The organism is Streptosporangium fragile, from assembly GCF_039534445.1.
Lineage (GTDB): Bacteria > Actinomycetota > Actinomycetes > Streptosporangiales > Streptosporangiaceae > Streptosporangium > Streptosporangium fragile.
In genome coordinates, this window is the sequence record NZ_BAAAVI010000105.1 from 1 (window position 1) to 21,754 (window position 21,754).

A 21,754-nucleotide genomic window follows, 5' to 3' on the forward strand; every position below is an offset into this window, starting at 1 on the left:
CTGACGGCTCCGCCTCGCCCCCTGCCCGGGGCGCCTCGCGCGAGGCGCCCCGGGCAGCCCGGTTTCGCAGGGGCCCGGTCACCCACGCCAGGCCGCCAGGAGATCCTCCGGCGTCCAGCGCGCAGCCAGTGGAAGCCCTGGTTCGAACCCCGCTCTGGATACCGCCACCTTCGGCGTGTCCGCGGTCGCACCGGGAACGGCGACCGAACCGCGGACCAGTTCGTCATAGTCGTGGCGGTCGAAGGGCCGGGCGTCGAGCCACTTGACCGAGCCGGTGAAGTGGACCCGGTTCGCGACGGGTTCCCGGTCGACGCCCACAAGGTCGATCTCCGGGTTGTTCTGCCGGTTCCACCACCCGCCCACGGCCTCGGTCTCGGGCCAATCGTCGTTCGGGAGCATCCTGAGCAACGAGTCTCGTACGACCTGCTCCACGGCACGGCCTCGCCACGATGTCCAGGACCGTTCGATCCGGTGCAGTGCCAGGTCGGGTCGGCCTCGCTCGCTGTCGGCCACCGCCCGTTGCAGGAAGGCGAGCCAGAAGCGGAGGTAGGGGTCGGCCACCCGGTAACGCCTGTTCCTGGTGTCCGGGCGGGTGGACAGGGGCAGGTCCGCGCTCACCACGCGCTTGGCGATCAGGGAGGTGAGGATCGGGGTGAGCGTCCCCGACGGCAGTGGGGTCGCGCCGCCGACCTTGCCGGCGATGCTTCCGTAGGCCCGCTCGCCGGTCCCGATCGCCTCCAGGACCGCCCGCGTGTGCGTCGCCGAAGGGAACTCCCCGAGCAGGGACAGCTCTCCGGCTGCCAGAAGCGGTGAGAGAGGGTTCGCGAGGCTGTCGCGCAGGAAGTCCACCCTGCTCATCCCGGGCTGCCAGGAACGAACGACCTCGGGGAACCCTCCGGTGATCAGTAGGGCGTCGATTGCGTCGGCGGCGTCCAGGCCGGTCATCTCCGCCACGTCGTCGAGATCGAGTGGCCGCACCGTCATCTGGGCGGCCCGGCCGAAGAAAGGCCTGCCATATTCCTGGAGGGACCGCATGACCGACAAGTCGCTCCCGACCAGGAGCAGCAGAATCGGCCGGGTGGACAGGTGCCTGTCCCAAACGGTCTGCAACGCCCCTTCGAACTCGGGATCCTGCTCCACCAGCCAGGGAACTTCGTCGAGGACGACAATGGACGGAACCTGGTCCCCGGCGGCGACCGCCAGGGACCTCAGTGCGTGATTCCAGTCCTGTGGTACGGCACCCGCGACGAGTTCGCGACCGGCCAGCCCCGAGCAGGAGACGGCTTCGGCGAAGTCGCTCCGTTCGGACAGCGGACTGCGGCCTCTCGTCGCCTGGAAGATCACATACGGCAACCCCGAACGATCGCAGAACTCCTGCGCCAGCCGGGACTTCCCCACCCGCCTCCGCCCAGTCATGATCACGGACTTCCCTCTGGTGGTTCCCCGGCCCTCGACGACAAGGCGAAGCTGGCCGTTCAACAGATCAAGGTCGGTGCTCCGCCCCGCGAATTCCACGAGCCCTCCCAGGGACGACACTCGAAGGTATATAAGTTCTACGTAGACTTCATCTACCGTAGATCTTATCTACATGTCCCTGGGTGATGACACGGACGCCGCAAGGAGCCATCGTCATGTCCCCGTCGTTCTCTCACCTGGACGCAGGCTCTCATCGTCGGCCCATGTTCCAAGAGGAACGGATGGCGACGCCCCTCAAAACAGGCATTCGCCGACGCGATGCGGCGATCCTCGCGTACGAGGAGTTCAGCGCTCATGGGATCCGGCCACTGGGGTGTGCACGCTGCGGTCATTCCGGGCGGAAAAATGCCTCCCCGCGCCGCACGGCGATACAGCCAATTGTGCTCCGGACCCTCCTTGGCATCGCCTTCCTGCTCCTTGTGGGTTCGAGCTCTTCGAGTGCGTGGTGACGCACCACCGGCCGTTCGCCTCCCGCGGTGCGGGAGGCCGGGGTCAGAGACGGAAGTCCAGATCGGGGACAATCTCGGCGACGTCCATCTGAGCCTTCTGGAGCCTGCCGGAGTAGTCCCAGTTCATGGCCTGCCAGCGGGTGAACTGGTCGAGGACCCACATGCCCGACTGGCGGCTGCCGTTGCCGGACCTGCCGTTGCCCCCGAAGGGAAGGTGGGCCTCGGCGCCCGAGGTGGAGTTGTTGACGCTGACCATGCCCGCGCCGATACCGGTGCGGAAGCGGAAGGCGGCCTTGGGATCGGTGGTGTAGATGGAGGAGGACAGCCCGTAGCCGGGGCGGTTGGCCAGGTCGACGGCCTCCTCCAGGGTGGTGAAGGTGGTCACGCCCACGATCGGGCCGAAGGTCTCCTCCAGGAAGAGGCGGTCGTCGGGGCGCACGCCGTCCACAACCACCGGATGGTAGTAGAGACCGCCCTCGCCGGTGAAGGCACCGCGGGGGTTCTCCGGGGTGATCCGCCCGACGGGGCCGGAGACGACCGTGTGGTGGGGCTCGATCCAGCCGAGGTAGTCCTCGTAGCGGGCGGCGAACTTCCGGTCGAGCAGCGGCCCGCACAGCACGTCGCCCGCGGGGTCGCCGATCACGGCCTCCGACAGGGCGCGCGTGTAGCGGGTGAGGAACTCGCCGTGGACGCTCTCGTGCGCGATCACCGTGCCGAGCGAGGTGCAGCGCTGCCCGGCGGTGCCGAAGCCGGCGAACAGCGCGCCCTCCACGGCCAGGTCGAGGTCGGCGTCCGGCATGACGACCATCGGGTTCTTGCCGCCGAGCTCCAGGCAGGGCGACTGCAGGTGCCTCCCGCACAGTTCACCGATCTTCCTGCCCACCGCGGTGGAGCCGGTGAAGCCCACCTTGTGCACCGTGCCCTCGGCCAGGGCCGTCTCGAGGCCCTCGAACGTCGCCGCGCCGTCGGCGAGGACCAGGTTGAGCACGCCGTCGGGCAGCCCGGCCGCCGCGAAGAGCCGGTAGAGGGCGTGCGCGGAGGCCGCGGCGTACTCGGCGGGCTTCCAGACCACCGCGTTGCCGCACAGCAGCGCCGGCACGAGGTACCACGACGGTACCGCGACCGGGAAGTTGCCCGCGGTGATCACCGCGGCCACGCCCACCGGCACCCGGAAGGTGAACAGGTTCTTGTCAGGCATCTCCGAAGGCACGGTCTGCCCGTAGAGCCGCCGGCCCTCACCGAGGAAGAAGTCGCACGTGTCGACGATCTCGCGGACCTCGCCCAGCGCCTCGGCGTACGGCTTGCCGATCTCCCGGGTGACCAGGCGGGCCAGTTCCTCGGCGTTGGCCTCCACCAGACGGCCGACGGAGGCGATCACCCGCCCCCGGACGGGCGCCGGGACCCGCGCCCACTCCCGCTGCGCCGCGGCGGCCGCGCGGCACGCCGCGGCGAACGTTCCCGCGTCCGCCAGCCGGACGCGCGCGACCACCTCGTCCACCCGGGCGGGGTTGATCGAGTCGTACGTCGTGCCGTTGGACGCTTCTTCCTTGCCGCCGATGACGGAGACGATTTCGAGGGTCACCGTTGACCTCCTTACGTGGGCCTCTGACCGCATTCTCCCCCTGGTGGAGAGGGCCGTCACGCTCTCGGGCGGCCCGGCCCGCCCGAGATGACCGGCGTATGCGCCGCCGGCGGGATCAGGGACCCGTGGCGCCCGGCGCCGCGCCCGGGGAGGAGGACGGCCCCGCCCGGAGGGGTGTCACGGTCGCGGGAACGGGGGCGGTGTGCGCGCGGCGTCAGATCATGCGGAAGTCGGCGAAGTCGAAGCCGGGGGAGACCACGCAGCTCACCAGCACACCCTCGTCGCCCGCGGGGCGGGCGGCCTGCCAGGTCCCGGCCGGGACGAGGATCTGCGGCAGCTGCCCCTCCTCCACCAGCGGGCCCAGGGTCATGGTGCGGACCGGCTGGCCGTCGTGGCCGCCGAGGGTCAGCGTCAGCGGACCGCCCCGGTGCCAGAGCCACACCTCGTCGGAGCGGACCACGTGCGGGCGCGACTCCTCGCCGGGCTCCAGCAGGAAGTAGATGCCGGTCGCGGTGGCCCGCACCCCGCCGTAGCCGGGCGGAGCGAGGTCGACGGAGGTCTTCCAGGTCTCCCGGAACCAGCCGCCCTCGGGGTGCGGCTGCAGGTCCAGGGCCTCGGCGAGCGGAGGGCGGGACGGGGTCGTCATCGCACCGATACTAGGGCGTGTCGTCAAAGTGTCATAGCCACATCAACAGCGCCGCCAGGGTGACCGCGGCCTGGTAGGACTCGGCGGTCTTGTCGTAGCGGGTGGCGATGCCGCGCCATTGCTTGAGCCGGTTGAAGCAGCGTTCGACGACGTTGCGGCGCTTGTAGACATGCCGGTCGAAGGCGGGCGGGCGCCCGCCACGACGGCCGCGCCGGGCCCGGTTGCGGACCTGATCGGCGCGCTCGGGGATGGTGTGCCCGATCCCGCGCCGCCGCAGCCAGGCCCGGATCGCCCGGGAGCTGTAGCCCTTGTCGCCGACGAGGTGATCGGGACGCACCCGGGGCCGCCCCGCACCGATCCGCGGCACCCGGATAGCGGCCATCACCTGCGTGAGCTGCGTGCAGTCGTTGACGTTGCCCGCGGTCACCACCAGGGCCAGAGGCCGGCCCCGGCCGTCGCAGGCCAGGTGGATCTTCGAGGTCAGCCCGCCCCGGGAGCGTCCGAGCGCCGGGGCGGCGGCCCCTTTTTTCGTGCGCCCGCAGCGTGCTGGTGCGCGCGCACGACGGTGGAGTCCACCGCGACCAGCCAGTCGATGTCACCGGCGGCATCGGCCCGGGCCTGGGCCGCCCGCAGCATCGCGGTGAAGGTACCGTCCTTGGCCCAGCGGCGAAAACGCGTGTGCAAGGACCGCCACGATCCGTACCGCTCGGGGACATCCCGCCAGGCCACGCCGGCCCGGAACTTCCAGACGATTCCATTGAGGACCCGCCGGTCATCGGCCCGGGGCCGTCCCATCACCGACCGGGGCAGCAACGGCTCCAGCGCCTGCCATTCGGCATCTGTCAGTTCATAGCGACGCACCACACCCACATGTTGCCCCAGGTCCAACCACTTTGACGACACGCCCTAGGGGCGTTTCCCGCCGACCTTCTCCGAACGGCGATCACGGCCGCCGCCCGGAGAGTCGATGATCGTCCGGACACGGGCCGGAAGGCCGGGTCCTCGGCGGGCGGGGCTCGGCCGTACGGCCGGTTCCGGCCACGAAGGCGGCCGCGCGGTGGGGGCGGAATCACTTTAATGATCTTCTGTGGTGGTTTGGGAATTTCGTTACTGGAGGTTCCTGGGGGGCCGGAGTGACGTTCGCGCAATCGGTCCAGATTTGTCGGCGGGCTTGGCTAGCGTTCCGTCCGTGATCGAACGGTGGAACCGGGATCAGGTCCTGGCGCTCGCGCCCGACGCCTCGTCCCAGAAAGCGGCCCAGGGGGTCTCGTCCCCCGGCAAGTGGTCGGGAACCGGAGTGACCGACGACGCGCTGTGGGGCGAGTGCAAGGGCAGCGGTTCCAAGCCCTACCGGGCGTGCGTCGACCTGTCCGAGCCCGCGTACCGGTGCACCTGCCCCAGCCGGAAGTTCCCGTGCAAGCACGCCCTCGGCCTGCTGCTGCTCTGGTCGGCCGGGGGCGTCCCCGACGCCGGGGAGCCCGCCGACTGGGTGGGCGAGTGGCTCGACGGGCGGCGCGACCGCGCGGCCAAGGCGGTGGACAGGGCCGCGGAGGCCGGGCAGGCCCGCGCGGCGAAGGCCGAGTCCGGCCCCGCCGACGGCCGCCGGGCCGCCCAGCGCGAGCAGCGCGTGACCGCCGGCCTGGCCGACCTGGAGCGCTGGCTCGGCGACCAGATCAGGCAGGGCATCGCCGGATCCCGCCGCCACGACCAGTGGGACGAGCTGGCCAAGCGCCTGATCGACGCCCAGGCCCCCGGCGTGGCGGGCACGGTGTCGCGGCTCGGCACCGTGCTGGACGGGGACGACTGGCCCGCCCGGCTCCTCGGCGAGTACGCCCTGCTGCACCTGCTCTGCGTGGCCCACCGCACCCTGCCGGAGCGGGTGGCCGGGGCGGGCGCCGAGGCCGGCGGGGCACCGGCCGGGCTGCTGGAGAGGGCGCGTGACCGGATCGGCTTCCCCGTGACCAAGGAGGAGGTCCTCGCCGGGGAGACCGTCCGCGACCGGTGGGACGTGCTGGGGCGGCGGGACGAGACGCACGACCGCCTGATCGCCCGCCGGGTCTGGCTGCGCGGCCGCGCGAGCGGCCGGGCGGCGCTCGTGCTCTCGTTCGCCCCGACCGGCCAGGCCCTCGACGCCTCGCTCGTCACCGGTACGACCGTCGACGCCGAGCTGGCGTTCTACCCCGGCTCGGCCCCGCTCCGCGCCGTGGTCGCCGCCCGCCACGAGGCCGTCCCCGCGGGCCCGCCGCCGGGGACGGCCGTGGACCGGGCACTGGACGAGGTGGCCGCGGCCCTGGCGGGTGACCCGTGGCTCGACTCCTGGCCCGTCGTGCTGGAGGGGGTGACCCCGGCGGGTGACGGCATGCGGATACTGGCCGGCCCCTCCGGCGGGCTCCCGCTCCATCCGTCCGCCGGCACCCCCTGGCGGCTGATCGCGACCTCGGGCGGGCGACCGCTGACCGTCGCCGCCGAATGGACCCCCAGGGGCCTGCGCCCCCTGACGACCTGGGACGAGGAAGGCCGAGTGATCATCCTGTGAGCGGCACCGCCGAATGGGAGGACCTGGTCTCCACCGCGCTCGTCGGCACCGACCGGCGCCCGCTGCCGGGGCAGGCCGAGCCGGAGACCGAGGTGCTCGCCCGCGCCGCCGTGCAGACGCTGCGGATCCGCGCCGGACGGCGGCCGGTCCCGGTGGCCGAACCGCCGGCCGCCGCGGCACCCGAGGAACAGTCCGTCGTCTCACGCGCGGCGGCCGACCGGCTCGCCCGCATCCTCGGCGGCGAGCAGCCGAGGATGCTCGACGAGTGGCTGCGGGCCGCCGCGGGACGCGGTTACCGCCTCGCGCCGCACCTGCTGCCCGAGCTTCTCGACCGGGCCGCCAAGGACCGGTCGATCCGCCCGCACCTCGGCGTCCTCGCCGGGCACCGGGGACGCTGGCTGGCCGGGCTCAACCCGGCGTGGGCGTTCCTCCTGGAGGAAGTCACCGCCGCCGCCGTGACCGGGTTCGGCGACGGTGAGGAGGTGTGGCAGCTCGGCACCCCCGGCGACCGCCGCGCGTACCTGGCCGCGCTGCGCGCCTCCGACCCCGCCGGGGCCAGGGAACTGCTCGCGGCGACCTGGGAGAAGGAGGCCCCGGACGACCGCGAGGCGTTCCTGAAGGTCCTCGCCGACGGGCTCTCCCTCGCGGACGAGCCGTTCCTGGAGGCCGCGCTCGACGACCGCCGCGTCGAGATCCGCGGCGAGGCCGCCTACCTGCTCAGCCGGTTGCCGGAGTCGCGGTTCGGCCTGCGGATGGCCGAGCGGGTCGCGAAGTTCCTGCCCGCCGGGGACGGGAAGATCCAGGCCACCGCGCCCACCGAGTGCGACACCGCGATGCGGCGCGACGGCGTCCGGGCCAAGGCCCAGTACGGCATGGGCGAGCGGGGCTGGTGGCTCCAGCAGATCGTGGCCCGCACCCCCCTGGGGGTCTGGTCCGGCCTGTACGGCCGCCCGCCCCACGAGATCATCCGCATGCCGGTCGTCGACTGGCGCGACGAGGTCGTCGCGGGGTGGATCAGGGCCGCCATGGTCCAGGGCGACCGGGAGTGGGCGCGCGAGCTGTTCCTTCTCAAGCCGGCGGCCGACCTGCTGGCCGTGCTGCCCCGGGAGGAACGCGAGACCGTCGCCACCGAGTTCGTCCGGCGGCACGGCGGCAGGAACGCCCGCTACGGCAGGCTCTCCGACTACCTCACGGGCGTCGCGGCGCCCTGGGGGCCCGGCCTGGCGCAGGCCGTGCTGGAGGCGATCCTGGACATCTCCAACAGCACCCAGTCCTGGTACATCGGCGACCTGATCAAGCTCGCCGGCGAGCGCGTCGACCCCGGCCTGCACGCCATGGCGGAACGGTTCTCGCTCGAACCGCCCGTCCAGGAGGTCGCCGCCCTCCTGCGTTTCCGTAACGACATGTTGAAGGAGCTTCAGTGACAACGGTTCTGCGGGCCCACGCCGAAGACCAGTACGCCGAGGAACTGGCGATCCTGGCCAAGGACGACGACCGGGCCCGCCCGCCGGGCTGGAAGCTGTCTCCCTGGGCGGTGACCACCTACATCCTCGGCGACGGCGACCGGATCACTCCCAAGTACATCGGGCCGCGCCGCATCGTCGAGGTGGCCGTGGCGACCCTCGCCACCGACCGCGCGCTGCTGCTGCTCGGCGTGCCCGGCACCGCCAAGACCTGGCTCTCGGAGCACCTGGCCGCCGCGATCAGCGGCGACTCCACCCTCCTGGTGCAGGGCACCGCCGGCACCGCTGAGGAGGCCATCCGCTACGGCTGGAACTACGCCCGGCTGCTGGCCGAGGGCCCGTCGCTGGAGGCGCTCACGCCGAGTCCGGTGATGCGGGCGATGGCCGAGGGCCGCCTGGCCCGGGTGGAGGAGCTGACCCGCATGCCCTCCGACGTGCAGGACGCGCTGATCACCGTGCTGTCGGAGAAGACGCTGCCGATCCCCGAGCTCAACCGGGAGGTGCAGGCGGCGCGCGGGTTCAACGTCATCGCCACCGCCAACGACCGCGACCGGGGCGTCAACGACCTGTCGAGCGCGCTGCGCCGCAGGTTCAACACCGTCGTGCTGCCGGTGCCCGCCACCGCGGAGGAGGAGGTGGACATCGTCTCCCGCCGGGTGGGCCAGCTCGGCCGCTCCCTGGAGCTGCCCGAGACCTTGACCGGCCTGGAGGAGATCCGCCGCGTCGTGACGGTCTTCCGGGAGCTGCGCACCGGCGTCACCGAGGACGGCCGTACCAAGGTCAAGTCGCCCAGCGGCACGCTCAGCACCGCCGAGGCCATCTCCGTCGTCACCAACGGCATCGCCCTGGCCGCGCACTTCGGCGACGGTGTGCTCCGCCCCTCCGACGTGGCCGCCGGCATCGTCGGCGCCGTGGTCCAGGACCCGGTCTCCGACCGCGTCGTCTGGCGCGAATACCTGGAGACCGTGGTCCGCGAGCGTCAGGACTGGCGCGACTTCTACCGGGCCTGCCGTGACGCGGGCTGAGACGCCGGCCCCGCGCCGGGGCCTCCCCACGACCACCGTGCCGTCGAGCGAGGTGCCGCCGGTCGCCGTGCCGCCGGCCGGGAGGTGCCGATGACCGTCTCCGTGCTGGGCGTCCGGCACCACGGGCCGGGGTCGGCGCGGTCCCTGCGGGACGAGCTCCAACGGCTCAAGCCGGACATCGTGCTCATCGAAGGCCCGCCCGAGGCCGACGAGCTGGTCGGGCTGGCCAAGGACCCCGACATGCTGCCGCCGGTGGCGCTGCTCGCCCACGTGCCGGGTGACCCGTCCCGGGCCGCGTTCTGGCCGTTCGCGGTCTTCTCGCCCGAGTGGCAGGCCATTCGCCACGCGGTGCAGGCCGGCGTCCCGGTCCGGTTCTGCGACCTGCCCGCCGCGCACAGCCTGGCCCTGCGGCCCGGCGCGCCCGAAACGGCCGATGGCCAGGGGGAACACGGCGGTGAGGCCGGGGACGGGGGGTCCCCCGACGGCGCGACCGGCGAGCACGACGGCCGTGACGGCCACGAGGAGAGGGAGCCCGGTGCCGGGCCGGAGGCCGTGCGGGCCGACCCGATCGGCGCGCTCGCCCGCGCCGCCGGGTACGACGACCCGGAACGGTGGTGGGAGGACGCCGTCGAACACCGCGGCGACACCCCCTTCCAGGTGATCGCCGAGGCCATGGCGGCGGTCCGCGAGGGCCACGTCCCCGGCGAGTACGAGGCGCGGCGCGAGGCCTTCATGCGGCGTACCGTCCGCAAGGCGATCAAGGACGGGTACGAACGGATCGCCGTGGTCTGCGGGGCCTGGCACGTCCCCGCGCTGGCCGGCGCCGCCCGCGAGGGGGCGTGGGGGGCCGGGCTGCCCACCGTCAAGGCCGACGACGCGCTGCTCAGGGGGCTGCCCAAGGTCAAGACCGAGATCACCTGGGTGCCGTGGACGTACGGGCGGCTGGCCGCCTGGAGCGGCTACGGCGCGGGCGTCACCTCCCCGGGCTGGTACCACCACCTGTTCGCCTCCCCCGACCGCCCGGTGGAGCGGTGGCTCACCGCGGCCGCGGGGGCGCTCCGCGACGAGGACCTGCCGGTCTCCTCCGCGCACGTCATCGAGGCGGTACGGCTCGCCGAGAGCCTGGCCGTGCTCAGGGGACGGCCGCTGGCCGGGCTGGCGGAGGTCACCGAGGCGGTCAGGGCGGTGCTGTGCGAGGGCGACGACCTGCCGGTGGAGCTGGTCCGGCGCCGCATGGTCGTGGGGGAGCGGCTCGGGCAGGTGCCCGACGCCACCCCGATGGTCCCGCTCCAGCGTCACCTGCGCGAGGAGCAGCGGCGGGTGCGGCTCAAGCCCGAGGCGCTCGACCGCGAGTACGACCTCGACCTGCGCAAACCCCTCGACCTGGAGCGCAGCAGGCTGCTGCACCGGCTCCGGCTGCTCGGCGTCGGGTGGGGGACGCCGCTGCAGAGCAAGAGCAAGGGCACCTTCCGCGAGTCGTGGTCGCTGGCCTGGCGTCCCGAGTTCGACATCGACCTGATCGAGGCGAGCGCCTGGGGTACGACCGTCCCCGCCGCGGCGACCGCCCGGGTCCGCGACCTGGCGTCCGGCACGGTCGCCCGGCGCGGCGCCCCGGCGCCGGGCGGGCCCGGCGGCGCCGGGGTCCCCGGCGCTCCCGGCGAGGTGACGCTGGCCGACCTCACCGGGCTGGTCGAGCGATGCCTCCTGGCCGACCTGCCGGAGGCGCTGCCGCACGTGCTCGACGCCCTGTCGGAGCGGGCCGCGCTCGACAGCGACGTGACGCACCTGATGGCCGCGCTGCCCGCGATGGTCCGCGCCCAGCGCTACGGCGACGTGCGCGGCACCTCCGCCACCGGCCTGGCCGTCATCGTCGACGCCCTGCTGACCAGAGTCTGCGTCGGCCTGGGCGGCGCGGTCACCGGCCTCGACGACGACGCCGCCCGCGACCTGCTCCGCCACATCGACGGCGTCCACGCCGCCGTCGCCCTCCTCGACGACGGCCCGGCCGCGCCCGGCGCCCCCGGCGGTTCCCCGTCCGGCGCCCGGCCGCCCCCGGCGGGCCGGGGTCACCCGGCCGCCCCCGCCGGTCCGCCGGGCCGGGGCGCCTCCGGGGAGCCGGCCGCTCCGGCGGAGGAGGAGACGCCGCAGCGCCGGTGGCTGGCGACGCTGCGCGTCGTCTCGCTCCGCGCCGACCTGCACGGGCTCATCGAGGGGCGGCTCACCAGGATCCTCCTGGACGCCGCCGACCTCGACACGGCCGAGGTGGGCCGCCGGATGTCGCTCGCGATGTCGGCGGGGCACCCCCCGGCCAGGGCGGCCGCCTGGATCGAGGGCTTCCTGTCCGGCGGCGGGCTGCTGCTCGTGCACGACCCCCGGCTGCTGGGGCTGATCGACGGGTGGCTCACCGGGCTCGCCCCGGAGACGTTCGTCGACGTGCTGCCCCTGCTCCGCAGGACCTTCGGCGCCTTCGCCGCCCCCGAGCGGCGCGCGATCGGCTCGCGCGTCCGCTCCCTCGGCACCGGCACGGCCGAACCGGCGCGGAAGACGGAGGACGTCGACGACGAGCGCGCGGCGGCGGCCGTGCGGACCGTACTGACGATTCTGGGAAGGGCGGAGAGCGCCGATGGATGAGAGGCTGCGCCGCTGGCGGCTGGTCCTGGGCGGCGACGCCGACGGTACCGGATGCTCGCTGGCCGGGACCGACGCCCAGATGGACGGCGCCCTGGCCGCGCTCTACAACGCCGGAGGGGAGGGCTCGGGCGAGCGGAGCGCGGGCCTCGGCGCCTCCGCGCCCCGGGTGGCGCGCTGGCTGGGCGACATCCGCTCCTACTTCCCCTCGACCGTCGTGCAGGTCATGCAGAAGGACGCGGTCGAGCGGCTCAACCTGACCCGGCTGCTGATGGAGCCGGAGATGCTGGAGGCCGTCGAGCCGGATGTCCACATGGTCGGCACGATCCTGTCGCTCAACCGGGTGATGCCGGAGAAGGCGCGGGAGTCGGCCCGGGCGCTGGTCCGCAAGGTCGTCTCCGAGCTGGAACGCAAGCTCGTGCAGAAGACGAAGGCCGCCGTCACCGGGGCGCTGGACCGCTCGGCCCGGACCCACCGGCCCAGACGGGTCGCCGACATCGACTGGGACCGCACGATCCGCGCGAACCTGAAGAACTACCTGCCCGAGCGGAACACGGTGATCCCGTCCAGGCTGGTCGGGTACGGCAGGCGGCAGCGGGCGGTCCAGCGCGAGGTCGTGCTCTGCATCGACCAGAGCGGGTCGATGGCCGCCTCCGTGGTCTACTCCAGCGTCTTCGGCGCGGTCCTGGCCTCGATGAGTTCACTGAAGACGTCGCTGGTCGTCTTCGACACCGCGGTCGTCGACCTCACCGACCAGCTCCACGACCCGGTGGAGCTGCTGTTCGGCACCCAGCTCGGTGGCGGCACCGACATCAACCGGGCCATCGCCTACGGCCAGGGGCTCATCACCCGCCCCACCGACTCCATCTTCATCCTGATCAGCGACCTGTACGAGGGGGGTGTCCGGCAGGAGATGCTCCGCAGGGTCGCCCAGATGACCGCGGCCGGGGTGCAGGTGATCGTGCTGCTCGCGCTGTCGGACGAGGGCGCGCCCTTCTACGACCACGACAACGCCGCCGCGCTGGCCGCGATGGGGGTGCCCGCCTTCGCCTGCACCCCCGACGCCTTCCCCGACCTGATGGCCGCCGCGATCGAGCGCCGTGACATCGGCCACTGGGCCGAGCGCCACCTGGAACGCAGCGCCACCTGAGCCCGTCCTGGCGAGGGCGGCAGGGCCACGGGGGCCCATCCTCGCCAGGGCGCCCGAGCCCGCCCGGCACGCCGCAGCGACGCCGGGCGGGCCGGGAGCCGTTCACACCCCGGGAGCCGTTCACGCCCCGGGAACACACGGCGCCCCGGGAGCCGTTCACGTCCCGGGAACACACGGCGGCCCGGGAGCCGTTCACGTCCCGGGAACACACGGCGGCCCGCGCCCGGGACGGCGCGGTGGCACACGCCGTCGAAGCAGGAACCCACCGGAGCGTCGCATGAGCGGGCAGGAGGGGTCCCCGGACTTCAGACGGGGGAGAGCGCCGAACCATAATCGGGAAGAACGTCGTTCTCCGCGGTGTTGAGACGGGGGTCCCGCCTCCGGGCGGGATTCGCGTTTTCCGAACTGGGAGAGATCGAGGGGGGGCCCATGCCACGCGTCCGTGAGCTGGAGGTGTTCCGGCTGGTCCTGCCGTACGGCAGGCGTCCGGAGAGCATCCTCGTCCGGCTCACCGAATACGGGGGCATGACTGGGTGGGGGGAGGTCGTCGACGGCGACCCCAAGACCTGGGTGTCGCTGGAGGAGGGCCTGGCGCACGCGCTGATCGGCGTCGACTGGGAGCACCCCGACGAGCTGGGCACCGTGCCCGGAGGGCCCGCGGCCGACATGGCCTGCTGGGACCTGTGGGCCAAGATGCGCGGGGTGCCGCTCGCCCACGCGCTGGGCGGCAGCCGCACCTCGCTCATGGCCACCGTGCGGATCGGCGCCGAGCGCAACCTGGACAGTCTGGTCTCGCGGGTCAACCGCCATGTCTGCGCCGGGTACGCCCACGTCACCCTCGACGTCCACCCCGGCTGGGACGTCGAGCCGCTGCGCGCCGTCCGCCAGGCCTACCCGGCGCTGGGCATCGGGGTGGACGCCCGCGGCGCCTACACCGACGTCGACGCCCTCGAGGTGCTCGACGCCTACTCGCTCTCCTCCATCGAGCGTCCCTTCGCGGGCCTCTCGGGTCTGGCCGACCACGCCGACCTGCAGGAGCGTGTCGCCGCCCCGGTCCTGCTGGAGGTGTCCTCGCTCGCCGAGCTGGACGAGGCGATCGCGGTGAACGCGGGCCGGGCGCTGCTGCTGCGCCCGGCGGCCCTGGGCTCCCTGCGCGAGGCGCGGCGGATGCACGACCGGGCGGTGCGGGCGGGATGGGAGATCGCCTGCGCCGGCGGCCAGGGCACCGGGCTCGCCCGCGCGGCCACCGTCGCCACCGCCAGCCTGCCCGGGTGCGGTCTCCCGTGTGACGTCGCCGAGCCTCCGCGCAGCGCGCAGATCGTCACCCCGCCCGTCGGCGCCTCCGGCGGCGTGGTGGCCGTCCCGCTCACCCAGCCGGGCCTCGGCCACCGCATCGACGAGGACCGGGTCCGCCGTCTGGCCAAGGAGTCGTACTCCGCCTAGCGGCGCCCGGCCGGGCCGGTCCGCGGGGTCAGCCGCAGCCCTCGGTGATGCCCTTGGGCGCGGACGGGTCGGCCGCCTTGGCGGCCTTGGCGGTGGTCGTGGTCGTCGGCTCGGGACGGGGCGTGCCCGTCGCGGTGGCCGCCGGGGAAGGGGTGGAGCCCGCGGTGGGCGCCGCGGTGGAGTCCGCGGTGGAGCCCGCGGTGGGCGCCGCGGTCGCGGTGAGCGGCTGCCGGGTGGCCGTCGAGGCCCGGATGGCCTTCGCGGTGACCGCGCGGATCTTCTTCCAGTCGGGGTAGCCGGTGTTGATCAGCGGTGGGACGAACTGGACGCTGGTCACCTTCGCGCTCTTCACCTTCAGCGCCAGCGGGACCAGGTGCTCCAGCATCGGCCGGGGGATGTCGGTCCTCAGCAGTTCCTTGGTCGCCAGCGCGATCCGGTTGAACCGGGCCAGCACGGTCGCCGGGTCCGCCTGGGCGAGCAGCGCGCCGAGCACGCAGCGCTGGCGCCGCATCCGGGTGTAGTCGTCGCTGTTGGTGCGCGAGCGGGCGAACCACATCGCGTCGGCGCCGCGCAGCTTGCGGGTGCCGGCCTTGACCAGGCCCTCGTTGTACTTGCCGAAGACGACGTCCTCCGGCACGGTGAGCGTCACGCCGCCGATCGCGTCGATCAGCCGGGCGAAGCCCCACATGTTGACCAGGGCGTACCAATCGATCTTCAATCCCAGGGTGTAGCCGACCGTCTCGACGAGCGTCCTGGTGCCCTGGTTCTTCTTGCCACCGAAGATCTCCGGGTGGGCGTCGGCGTACTCCCAGACCGCGAAGAGCAGGTCCTCGCGGGAGCCGTCCGGGTTGGCGGGCAGCCGGAACCCGTCCGGGAAGCGCCTGGCCATGGGGGAGCCCGGGACGAAGCGGACGTTCTCCAGGTTGCGCGGGAGGCTGAGCAGCACGGTGTTGCCCGTCGCGACGTCGATGCTGGCCACGTTGATGCTGTCGGTCCGCACACCCACCCGGTGGTCGTCGGCGTCGCCGCCGAGCAGCAGGATGTTGACCCGGCTGCGGCCCGCCCACGGGTCCTGCTCCTCCTGCCCGGCCCCGGTGGCCCCGGGCTGCGGGGCGACCGGGGCGCTGAAGACGTCGTCCAGCGCCGACTGCGAGACCGCCGCGTACTGGCCGACGAACCCGAACGGGACCAGCGTGGCCACCGCGAGCACCCCCGCCAGGGTTCCGGTCGCGGCCTGCCAGGGGGCGGGCAGCGTGCCGGGGTTCATCACCACGAACGAGTGCACGACCACCGCGAACCAGGCGAGACCGAGGACGACGGAGGTTCCCGTGATCACCGTCAGCCAGGACGAGGCGACCAGTTGCCCGGCGAGGGCGGCGAGGTCGGAGGTGAGCACCACCCAGAGCAGGCCCAGCAGCAGCACCGCGTACGCGGACAGCAGCGCCAGGCCGCTCTTGCGCCATCCGGCGCGCAGGTGTGCGGCGCCCGGGGCGAGGGCGGACAGTGCCGTCCACCCGATGACCGCGCCGACACCGGGCGGCTTTGATCTATCCCGCACCTGCTCCCCGTTTCCTCGCGCTTGAGCGCCGCACGCAGATGGTAGATCGAACAAACCCAGCGACAGGCGACGATTTGGTGAACAGCTCGGGAAGCTAGTACGGCTTTATCTGCCCATTTCCACTGGAATAAGATTCGGTCATGGCTCTCACCGAGATCGAATACGACGTCGCCGACGGTGTCGCGACGATCACCCTCAACCGGCCCGAGCGGCTCAACGCCTTCACCTTCACCATGCGCGGCGAGCTGATCGAGGCATTCGACCGGGCCGACGCCGACGACGAGGTACGCGCCGTGGTCGTCACCGGCAGGGGACGCGCCTTCTGCGCGGGCGCCGACCTCGGCGGGGGCGGGGACACCTTCAACCACGCCAGGACCGCGGAGATGTTCGGCGGCCAGGACACCGTCGACGGCTCACCCCGCGACGGCGGCGGCACGGTCGCGCTCCGCATCGCCGGGTCGCTCAAACCGGTCATCGGCGCGATCAACGGCCCCGCCGTCGGCGTCGGGGCGACCATGACCCTGCCGATGGACGTCAGGATCGCCTCCGAGACCGCCAGGTTCGGCTTCGTCTTCGCCCGGCGCGGCATCGTGACCGAGGCCGCCTCCAGCTGGTTCCTGCCCCGCGTCGTCGGCATCTCCCAGGCCATGGAATGGGCCATGACCGGCCGGGTCTTCCCCGCCGCCGAGGCGCTCCGGGGCCGCCTCGTCTCCGCGGTCCACGCTCCGGACGACCTGCTCCCGGCCGCCCACGCGCTCGCCCGGGAGATCGCCGACAACACCTCCGCTGTCTCGGTCGCCGTGATCCGGCGGCTGATGTGGTCCGGCCTGTCCGCCGCCTCCCCCTGGGAGGCGCACCGCGCCGACTCGATCCTCATGCACGCCCTCGGCGCCGCCCCGGACGCCGCCGAAGGCGTCACGGCCTTCCTGGAGAAACGCCCGGCGAAGTTCCCGATGAAGGTCAGCCGGGACCTGCCGGCCGCGATCCCCTCATGGCCGGACAACCCGTACGAACTACCCTGACCGATATGCCCGACGTTCTCGGCCCCGACTACGAGCTCACCGTCCTGCCGATGGCCGACGACTACGAGGGGGAGGTGGTCGCGTCGCTGGTGCGGCGGCGCGCCGCCGAGCCCACCGGCAGGGCCGTGCTCTACCTGCACGGTTTCACCGACTACTTCTTCCAGACCCACCTCGCCGACCACTTCGCCGCCCAGGGCGCCGACTTCTACGGTCTGGACCTGCGCAAGTACGGCCGCTCGCTGCTGCCGCACCAGACCCGGGGCTTCGTCCGCAGCGTCACCGAGTACTTCCCGGAGATCGACGAGGCGGTCCGGATCATCCGCGAGCGGGACGGCCACGCCGAGGTCGTCCTGAACGCCCACTCGACCGGCGGCCTGGTCGCCGCGCTCTGGGCCGACCGGGTCCGCGGCCGGGGGCGGGTCGACGGGCTGGTGCTCAACAGCCCCTTCTTCGACCTCAACGTCCCCACCTACCTGCGGCTCGCCGCCGACCTGCTCCGCGGCCCCCTCTCCCGGCTGCCCGCGGGCGCCGTCCTGCCCCTGGCGACGGCCACGGCGTACGGCAGGAGCCTGCACCGCGGCCACCACGGGGAGTGGGACTTCGACCTGGAGTGGAAGCCGATCGGCGGCTTCCCCGTGCACGCGGCCTGGCTGGCCGCCGTGCGCCGGGCCCAGCTCAGGCTCCACGAGGGGCTCCGGGTGGACGTGCCCGTGCTGGTGCTCTGCGCCGCCGAGGGGCTGCGGCTGCGCGACTTCGCCCCCGAGGCGTTGGGCGCGGACGTCGTGCTCGACCCCCGGCAGATCGCCCGCTGGTCGACCAGCGTCGGCCCGCACGTGACGTGCGTCCGGGTGCCCGGCGGCGTGCACGACCTGGTGCTGTCGCCCGAGCCCGTCCGCAAGCGGGTCTTCGCCGAGATGGACCGCTGGATCGACGCCTACCTCCGGGGCGGGCCACCGGGGGGAGGCCCCGCCGGAGGTCCCTACCAGGGCAGGGCGAACAGGCCGTAGTAGGCGGCGGCCACCAGGAGCAGGCCCGTGCCGCCCAGCACCCCGGCGATCGCCACCTGCTGGGAGCGGCCGGGCCGCCAGCCCTCCCGCACCCCGGAGACGACGGCCGCCACGGCCGTGACCTCCTGCAGCAGCATCAGCAGCGCCAGGATCCTGATGACCAGCCACCCGGCGAGCACCGCGGGCCACGCCCCGGCCTGGTTGACCGAGAACAGCACCAGCAGCGTGATGAACGCCACCACCGAGGCGAGCAGCCCGAGCCCGGTCCACGCCATCCGGCGGAACCGGCGCCGGATCGGCGGCCACACCCGCGCGTTGGCCTCCGCCGCCGGCGAGCGGCCGCGCAGCCGCACCACCATCTCGGCCACCGGCCCGGCGACGTAGCCGGCCGCGGCCAGGCAGAGCGTCAGCCCGACGACCGTGCTCCCGGCGTACCAGGGGGCGGCGGGCACGTCGCTGGCCTCGAACCGCTGGACCGGCGTGGCGCCCGCGATGCGCACCGCCGGCCTGGCCGTCTCCGGCAGGCCGCGCACCCAGTTGGCCAGCGTCTGCAGGTAGCCGGGGGCGAAGGGACCGCCGTGGATCCGCATGCCGTGGTCGGCGCGGTCGAGGTAGCGGATCGTGTAGTCGAGGTTGCCGCCGTCGGCGAGCGCGCCGGTGAGCGCCCTGCTGCTCTCCACGAACGGGATCGACGGGTCGCGCGTGCCGTACAGGGCCAGGACCGGCTGGTGCACGCGGCGCAGCGCCGGCAGGCCGTCGTAGCGCAGGAAGTTCATGTCGACCGCGCCCATCGCGCGGATCAGCAGCTCGCGCACCCCGCTCGGCGCGTGCAGCCGGTCGAGCTGCTCGCCCAGCGCCCACGTCACCTGCCGCATGGGCGAGACGTTGGGCGCCGAGACCAGCACGGCGAAGGAGACGTCGGAGCTCCGCGCGGCGGCGATCGGCACCACCCAGCTGCCCTCGCTCACCCCCCACAGCCCGGCCCTGGCCGGGTCGACGTCGGCACGGGCGCGCAGCAAGGCCAGGGCGCGCAGGGCGTCGTCGGCGAGCAGGTCGAAGTCGCGGTGCCGGAAGTCGTAGCCCACGCTGCGCTTGTCGTAGACGAGCGTGACGATCCCGGCTCTGGCCAGCCACTCGGCCTGGGTGGTGAACTCACCGCGCAACCCCGGCCCCGCCCCCTGCACGAAGACCAGCGCGGGATGGCGCCCCGGGGCGACCGGCGCGCGGATCGTGGCGCCCATGGCGGTGCCGTCGCCCGCGGTGACGGTGACGTCCTGCGTGGTGATCCGGCCGCCGGTGGCGACCGGTCTGGTCTCGGCCTGCGGCTGCGGGGGCAGGGTCCGGAACACCGGATCCACCCTCAGCGGGGTGGGGTCGAAGGGCGGCGGCAGGATGTACCCCACCGTCGCCAGAGCCACCAGGATGAGGCCCGCGGCGACGCTCAGGGCGCCCCGGCCGGCCCGCGCACCGATCCGATCCCCGATCGTCTCCGCCTCCGTGATCGTTGTTTTCTGTTATGGTTCCCCGATCTTCAAGCGTACTCACCGCCGGATTTCCCCGGCGGAGCCGGAGACCGGGGTGACCAGAGTGGCCGCATTCACCGCTGAGTCCTGTTAGCTTCGTGGGACATGCGGGTGCTGCACACATCGGACTGGCATCTGGGACGCTCGTTCCACCGGGAGAGCCTCCTGTCCGCCCAGGCGGTCTTCGTCGACCACCTCGTCGAGACCGTCAGGTCCGAGCGGGTCGACGTGGTCGTCGTCTCCGGTGATGTCTACGACCGCGCGCTGCCCTCCGTCGACGCGGTCGACCTGTGCAACCAGGCGCTGCGGCGGCTGGTCGACGCCCGCGTGCGCACCGTGCTCATCAGCGGCAACCACGACTCCGCCCGCCGCCTCGGCTTCGGCGCGGACCTGATCGACGCCGCCGGCGTCCACCTGCGCACCGACCCGGCCCGGGTGGGCGAGCCCGTCGTGGTCGACGACGTCGCCTTCTACGGCATCCCCTACCTGGAACCCGAGCTCGTACGCGGCCCCTGGGAACTGCCCGAGCGCACCCACACCGCCGCCGTCGAGCACGCCATGTCCCTGGTCCGCGCCGACCTCGCGCGGCGCGGCCCCCGTTCGGTCGTCCTGGCCCACGCGTTCGTCACCGGAGGACGGGCCAGCGACAGCGAGCGCGACATCAGCGTGGGAGGCGTCGCGCACGTCCCGGTCTCCGCCTTCGACGGCGTCGACTACGTGGCCCTGGGGCACCTGCACGGCCGCCAGCGCATGGCCGAGACCGTGCGCTACTCGGGTTCCCCGATCGCCTACTCCTTCTCCGAGGCGGGTCAGGTCAAGGGATCCTGGCTGGTCGATCTCGGCCCCGGCGGCTACGAGGGCGCCGAGTTCGTCGAGGCCCCGGTGCCCCGGCCGGTCGGCCGGCTCCGCGGGCGCCTCGACGACCTCCTCGCCGCACCCGGCCACGCCCGCTACGAGGACCACTGGCTCCAGGTGGTGCTCACCGACCCGGTCCGGCCCCGGGGGGCCATGGAGCGGCTCAGGTCCCGCTTCCCGCACACCCTCGCCCTGTCGTTCGAGCCCGAGGGCGGCCCCGAGGAGACCGTGGCCCGCCCCAGGATCGCCGGGCGCCCCGAGATCGAGGTGGCCCTCGACTTCGTCCGCGAGGTGCGCGGCGAGGCCGCCGACCCCGCCGAGACCCTGCTGCTCCAGCAGGCCGTCGAGGCCTGCCGCACGAAGGAGACGATGGCGTAGATGCGCCCGCACAAGCTGTGGATCAGCGCGTTCGGCTCCTTCCCCGGGGAGGAGGAGGTCGACTTCGACGCTCTCGCCGAGGCCGGCCTGTTCCTGATCCACGGACCCACCGGCGCGGGCAAGACCACCGTGCTCGACGCGCTCTGCTACGCCCTCTACGGCCGGGTGCCGGGCAAGCGCGACAGCGCCAAGAGCCTCCGCTGCGACCACGCGCCCCCGGGCCGGGGGCCCACCGTGGCCCTGGACGTCACGATCAGGGGCCGGCGGCTGAAGATCACCCGGTCGCCCGCCTGGCAGCGCCCCAAGCTCCGGGGCACCGGCACCACCAGGGAGAACGAGAAGGCCCTGGTGCAGGAGCTCGCCCCCTCGGGCGAGTGGGCCGGTCTGACCACCAGGGTGGACGAGGCCGGCGAGCTGATCGGCACCCTGCTCGGCATGAACGCCGACCAGTTCTTCCAGGTCGCCATGTTGCCCCAGGGAGACTTCGCCAGATTCCTCCGCGCCGACGGCGAGGACCGCCGCAAGGTCCTGGAGCGCCTGTTCTCCGTGAAGATCTACGCCGCCGCCGAGTCCTGGCTCGCGGACCGGCGCACCGAGGCGTACCGGGAGCAGCAGTCCCTCCGCAGGGAGGTCGACTTTGTCACCAAGCGCATCGAGGAGGCCGCCGGCCCGGCCCTCCTCGCCGCGCCGGCCGGGCTTCCGGAGGGGGAGGACGGCACGAGCCCCGGCACCGGGGCGGACACCGTCGTGGTCCCCCTCTTCGCCGCGGACGCGGGACCCGCCGTTCCACGCCCCGGCGCCGGTACGGAGACCGGCGCCGGAGCGGGTACCGGTCCGGCTCCGGTCTCCGCGGTCTCCGCGGAGGACGACCCGCAGGGATGGGCCCGCGCGCTGCAGGAGCTGGCGGGCCTGGCGGTCGCGCGGCTGGACCGGGAGTGCGCCGAGGGCGAGGCGGCCGTGCGGCGGGCGCGCGAGGGCCTGGAGCGCGGCACCGCGCTGGCCGACCGGCGCCG

Annotated in this window: 15 protein-coding genes and 1 pseudogene; 10 read left to right on the forward strand and 6 right to left on the reverse strand. The window is 73.5% G+C overall.

What is annotated here, in order from left to right; all coding sequences use genetic code 11:
- Positions 1-78: 78 nt before the first annotated feature.
- From ABD841_RS37835 to ABD841_RS37850, 4 genes and pseudogenes are all read right to left on the reverse strand, one after another.
- Positions 79-1,416 (reverse strand): ATP-binding protein, encoded by a 1,338-nt coding sequence (locus tag ABD841_RS37835; protein ID WP_344981795.1) that lies wholly within the window; start codon positions 1,414-1,416, stop codon positions 79-81.
- A 552-nt stretch (positions 1,417-1,968) separates the two neighbouring features.
- Positions 1,969-3,507 (reverse strand): aldehyde dehydrogenase family protein, encoded by a 1,539-nt coding sequence (locus tag ABD841_RS37840; protein WP_344981797.1) that lies wholly within the window; start codon positions 3,505-3,507, stop codon positions 1,969-1,971.
- A 214-nt stretch (positions 3,508-3,721) separates the two neighbouring features.
- Positions 3,722-4,153 (reverse strand): cupin domain-containing protein, encoded by a 432-nt coding sequence (locus ABD841_RS37845; RefSeq protein WP_344981799.1) that lies wholly within the window; start codon positions 4,151-4,153, stop codon positions 3,722-3,724.
- A 31-nt stretch (positions 4,154-4,184) separates the two neighbouring features.
- Positions 4,185-5,014 (reverse strand): annotated as a pseudogene (locus tag ABD841_RS37850) (IS5 family transposase).
- A 328-nt stretch (positions 5,015-5,342) separates the two neighbouring features.
- Between ABD841_RS37850 and ABD841_RS37855 the strand changes: the two are divergent.
- From ABD841_RS37855 to ABD841_RS37880, 6 genes are all read left to right on the forward strand, one after another.
- Complete coding sequence (locus ABD841_RS37855) at positions 5,343-6,689, forward strand: SWIM zinc finger family protein (RefSeq protein ID WP_344981801.1); 1,347 nt, start codon at positions 5,343-5,345, stop codon at positions 6,687-6,689.
- Positions 6,686-8,113: a DUF5691 domain-containing protein gene (locus ABD841_RS37860; protein ID WP_344981803.1), complete on the forward strand. Its 1,428-nt coding sequence runs from the start codon at positions 6,686-6,688 to the stop codon at positions 8,111-8,113. Before ABD841_RS37855 ends, ABD841_RS37860 begins: the two co-directional genes overlap by 4 nt.
- Positions 8,110-9,177: an ATP-binding protein gene (locus ABD841_RS37865; protein WP_344981805.1), complete on the forward strand. Its 1,068-nt coding sequence runs from the start codon at positions 8,110-8,112 to the stop codon at positions 9,175-9,177. The genes ABD841_RS37860 and ABD841_RS37865 overlap by 4 nt, the downstream gene beginning before the upstream one ends.
- Positions 9,178-9,267: 90 nt before the next feature.
- A complete protein-coding gene (locus ABD841_RS37870) occupies positions 9,268-11,808 on the forward strand; it encodes a DUF5682 family protein (protein WP_344981807.1) in 2,541 nt (846 codons plus the stop codon).
- Complete coding sequence (locus ABD841_RS37875) at positions 11,801-12,955, forward strand: VWA domain-containing protein (RefSeq protein ID WP_344981809.1); 1,155 nt, start codon at positions 11,801-11,803, stop codon at positions 12,953-12,955. The genes ABD841_RS37870 and ABD841_RS37875 overlap by 8 nt, the downstream gene beginning before the upstream one ends.
- 429 nt (positions 12,956-13,384) lie before the next feature.
- Entirely contained in the window at positions 13,385-14,398 is a 1,014-nt protein-coding gene (locus ABD841_RS37880) for an enolase C-terminal domain-like protein (protein WP_344981811.1), read from the forward strand.
- A 28-nt stretch (positions 14,399-14,426) separates the two neighbouring features.
- Here the strand turns inward: ABD841_RS37880 and ABD841_RS37885 are convergent, their stop codons facing one another.
- Positions 14,427-15,956, reverse strand: a complete 1,530-nt coding sequence (locus ABD841_RS37885) for an LCP family protein (RefSeq protein WP_344981813.1) — start codon at positions 15,954-15,956, stop codon at positions 14,427-14,429.
- A 140-nt stretch (positions 15,957-16,096) separates the two neighbouring features.
- Between ABD841_RS37885 and ABD841_RS37890 the strand changes: the two genes are divergently transcribed.
- Positions 16,097-16,978, forward strand: coding sequence for a crotonase/enoyl-CoA hydratase family protein (locus tag ABD841_RS37890; protein ID WP_344981815.1), 882 nt, complete (start codon positions 16,097-16,099; stop codon positions 16,976-16,978).
- A 5-nt stretch (positions 16,979-16,983) separates the two neighbouring features.
- Positions 16,984-17,985: an alpha/beta hydrolase gene (locus ABD841_RS37895; protein ID WP_344981817.1), complete on the forward strand. Its 1,002-nt coding sequence runs from the start codon at positions 16,984-16,986 to the stop codon at positions 17,983-17,985.
- Here ABD841_RS37895 and ABD841_RS37900 read toward each other — a convergent pair.
- Positions 17,958-19,403 carry an alpha/beta hydrolase family protein gene (locus ABD841_RS37900; protein ID WP_344981819.1) on the reverse strand — a complete coding sequence of 482 codons (1,446 nt, stop codon included), beginning with the start codon at positions 19,401-19,403 and terminating at the stop codon, positions 17,958-17,960. The genes ABD841_RS37895 and ABD841_RS37900 overlap by 28 nt on opposite strands.
- Before the next feature lie 210 nt (positions 19,404-19,613).
- On the opposite strand from ABD841_RS37900, the gene ABD841_RS37905 reads away from it, so the two are divergent.
- Positions 19,614-20,741 (forward strand): exonuclease SbcCD subunit D, encoded by a 1,128-nt coding sequence (locus ABD841_RS37905; protein ID WP_344981821.1) that lies wholly within the window; start codon positions 19,614-19,616, stop codon positions 20,739-20,741.
- Positions 20,742-21,754, forward strand: a 1,013-nt coding sequence (locus ABD841_RS37910; RefSeq protein ID WP_344981823.1) for an AAA family ATPase, incomplete at its 3' end; no start/stop codon positions are given.

What these genes read in the sequence shown, in the direction of transcription:
- ABD841_RS37835 (WP_344981795.1), bottom strand. Translation starts at nt 1,416, where the DNA reads ATGACTGGGCGGAGGCGGGTGGGGAAGTCCCGGCTGGCGCAGGAGTTC.
- ABD841_RS37845 (WP_344981799.1), bottom strand. Translation starts at nt 4,153, where the DNA reads ATGACGACCCCGTCCCGCCCTCCGCTCGCCGAGGCCCTGGACCTGCAG.
- ABD841_RS37870 (WP_344981807.1), top strand. Translation starts at nt 9,268, where the DNA reads ATGACCGTCTCCGTGCTGGGCGTCCGGCACCACGGGCCGGGGTCGGCG.
- ABD841_RS37875 (WP_344981809.1), top strand. Translation starts at nt 11,801, where the DNA reads ATGGATGAGAGGCTGCGCCGCTGGCGGCTGGTCCTGGGCGGCGACGCC.
- ABD841_RS37880 (WP_344981811.1), top strand. Translation starts at nt 13,385, where the DNA reads ATGCCACGCGTCCGTGAGCTGGAGGTGTTCCGGCTGGTCCTGCCGTAC.
- ABD841_RS37890 (WP_344981815.1), top strand. Translation starts at nt 16,097, where the DNA reads ATGGCTCTCACCGAGATCGAATACGACGTCGCCGACGGTGTCGCGACG.
- ABD841_RS37895 (WP_344981817.1), top strand. Translation starts at nt 16,984, where the DNA reads ATGCCCGACGTTCTCGGCCCCGACTACGAGCTCACCGTCCTGCCGATG.
- ABD841_RS37905 (WP_344981821.1), top strand. Translation starts at nt 19,614, where the DNA reads ATGCGGGTGCTGCACACATCGGACTGGCATCTGGGACGCTCGTTCCAC.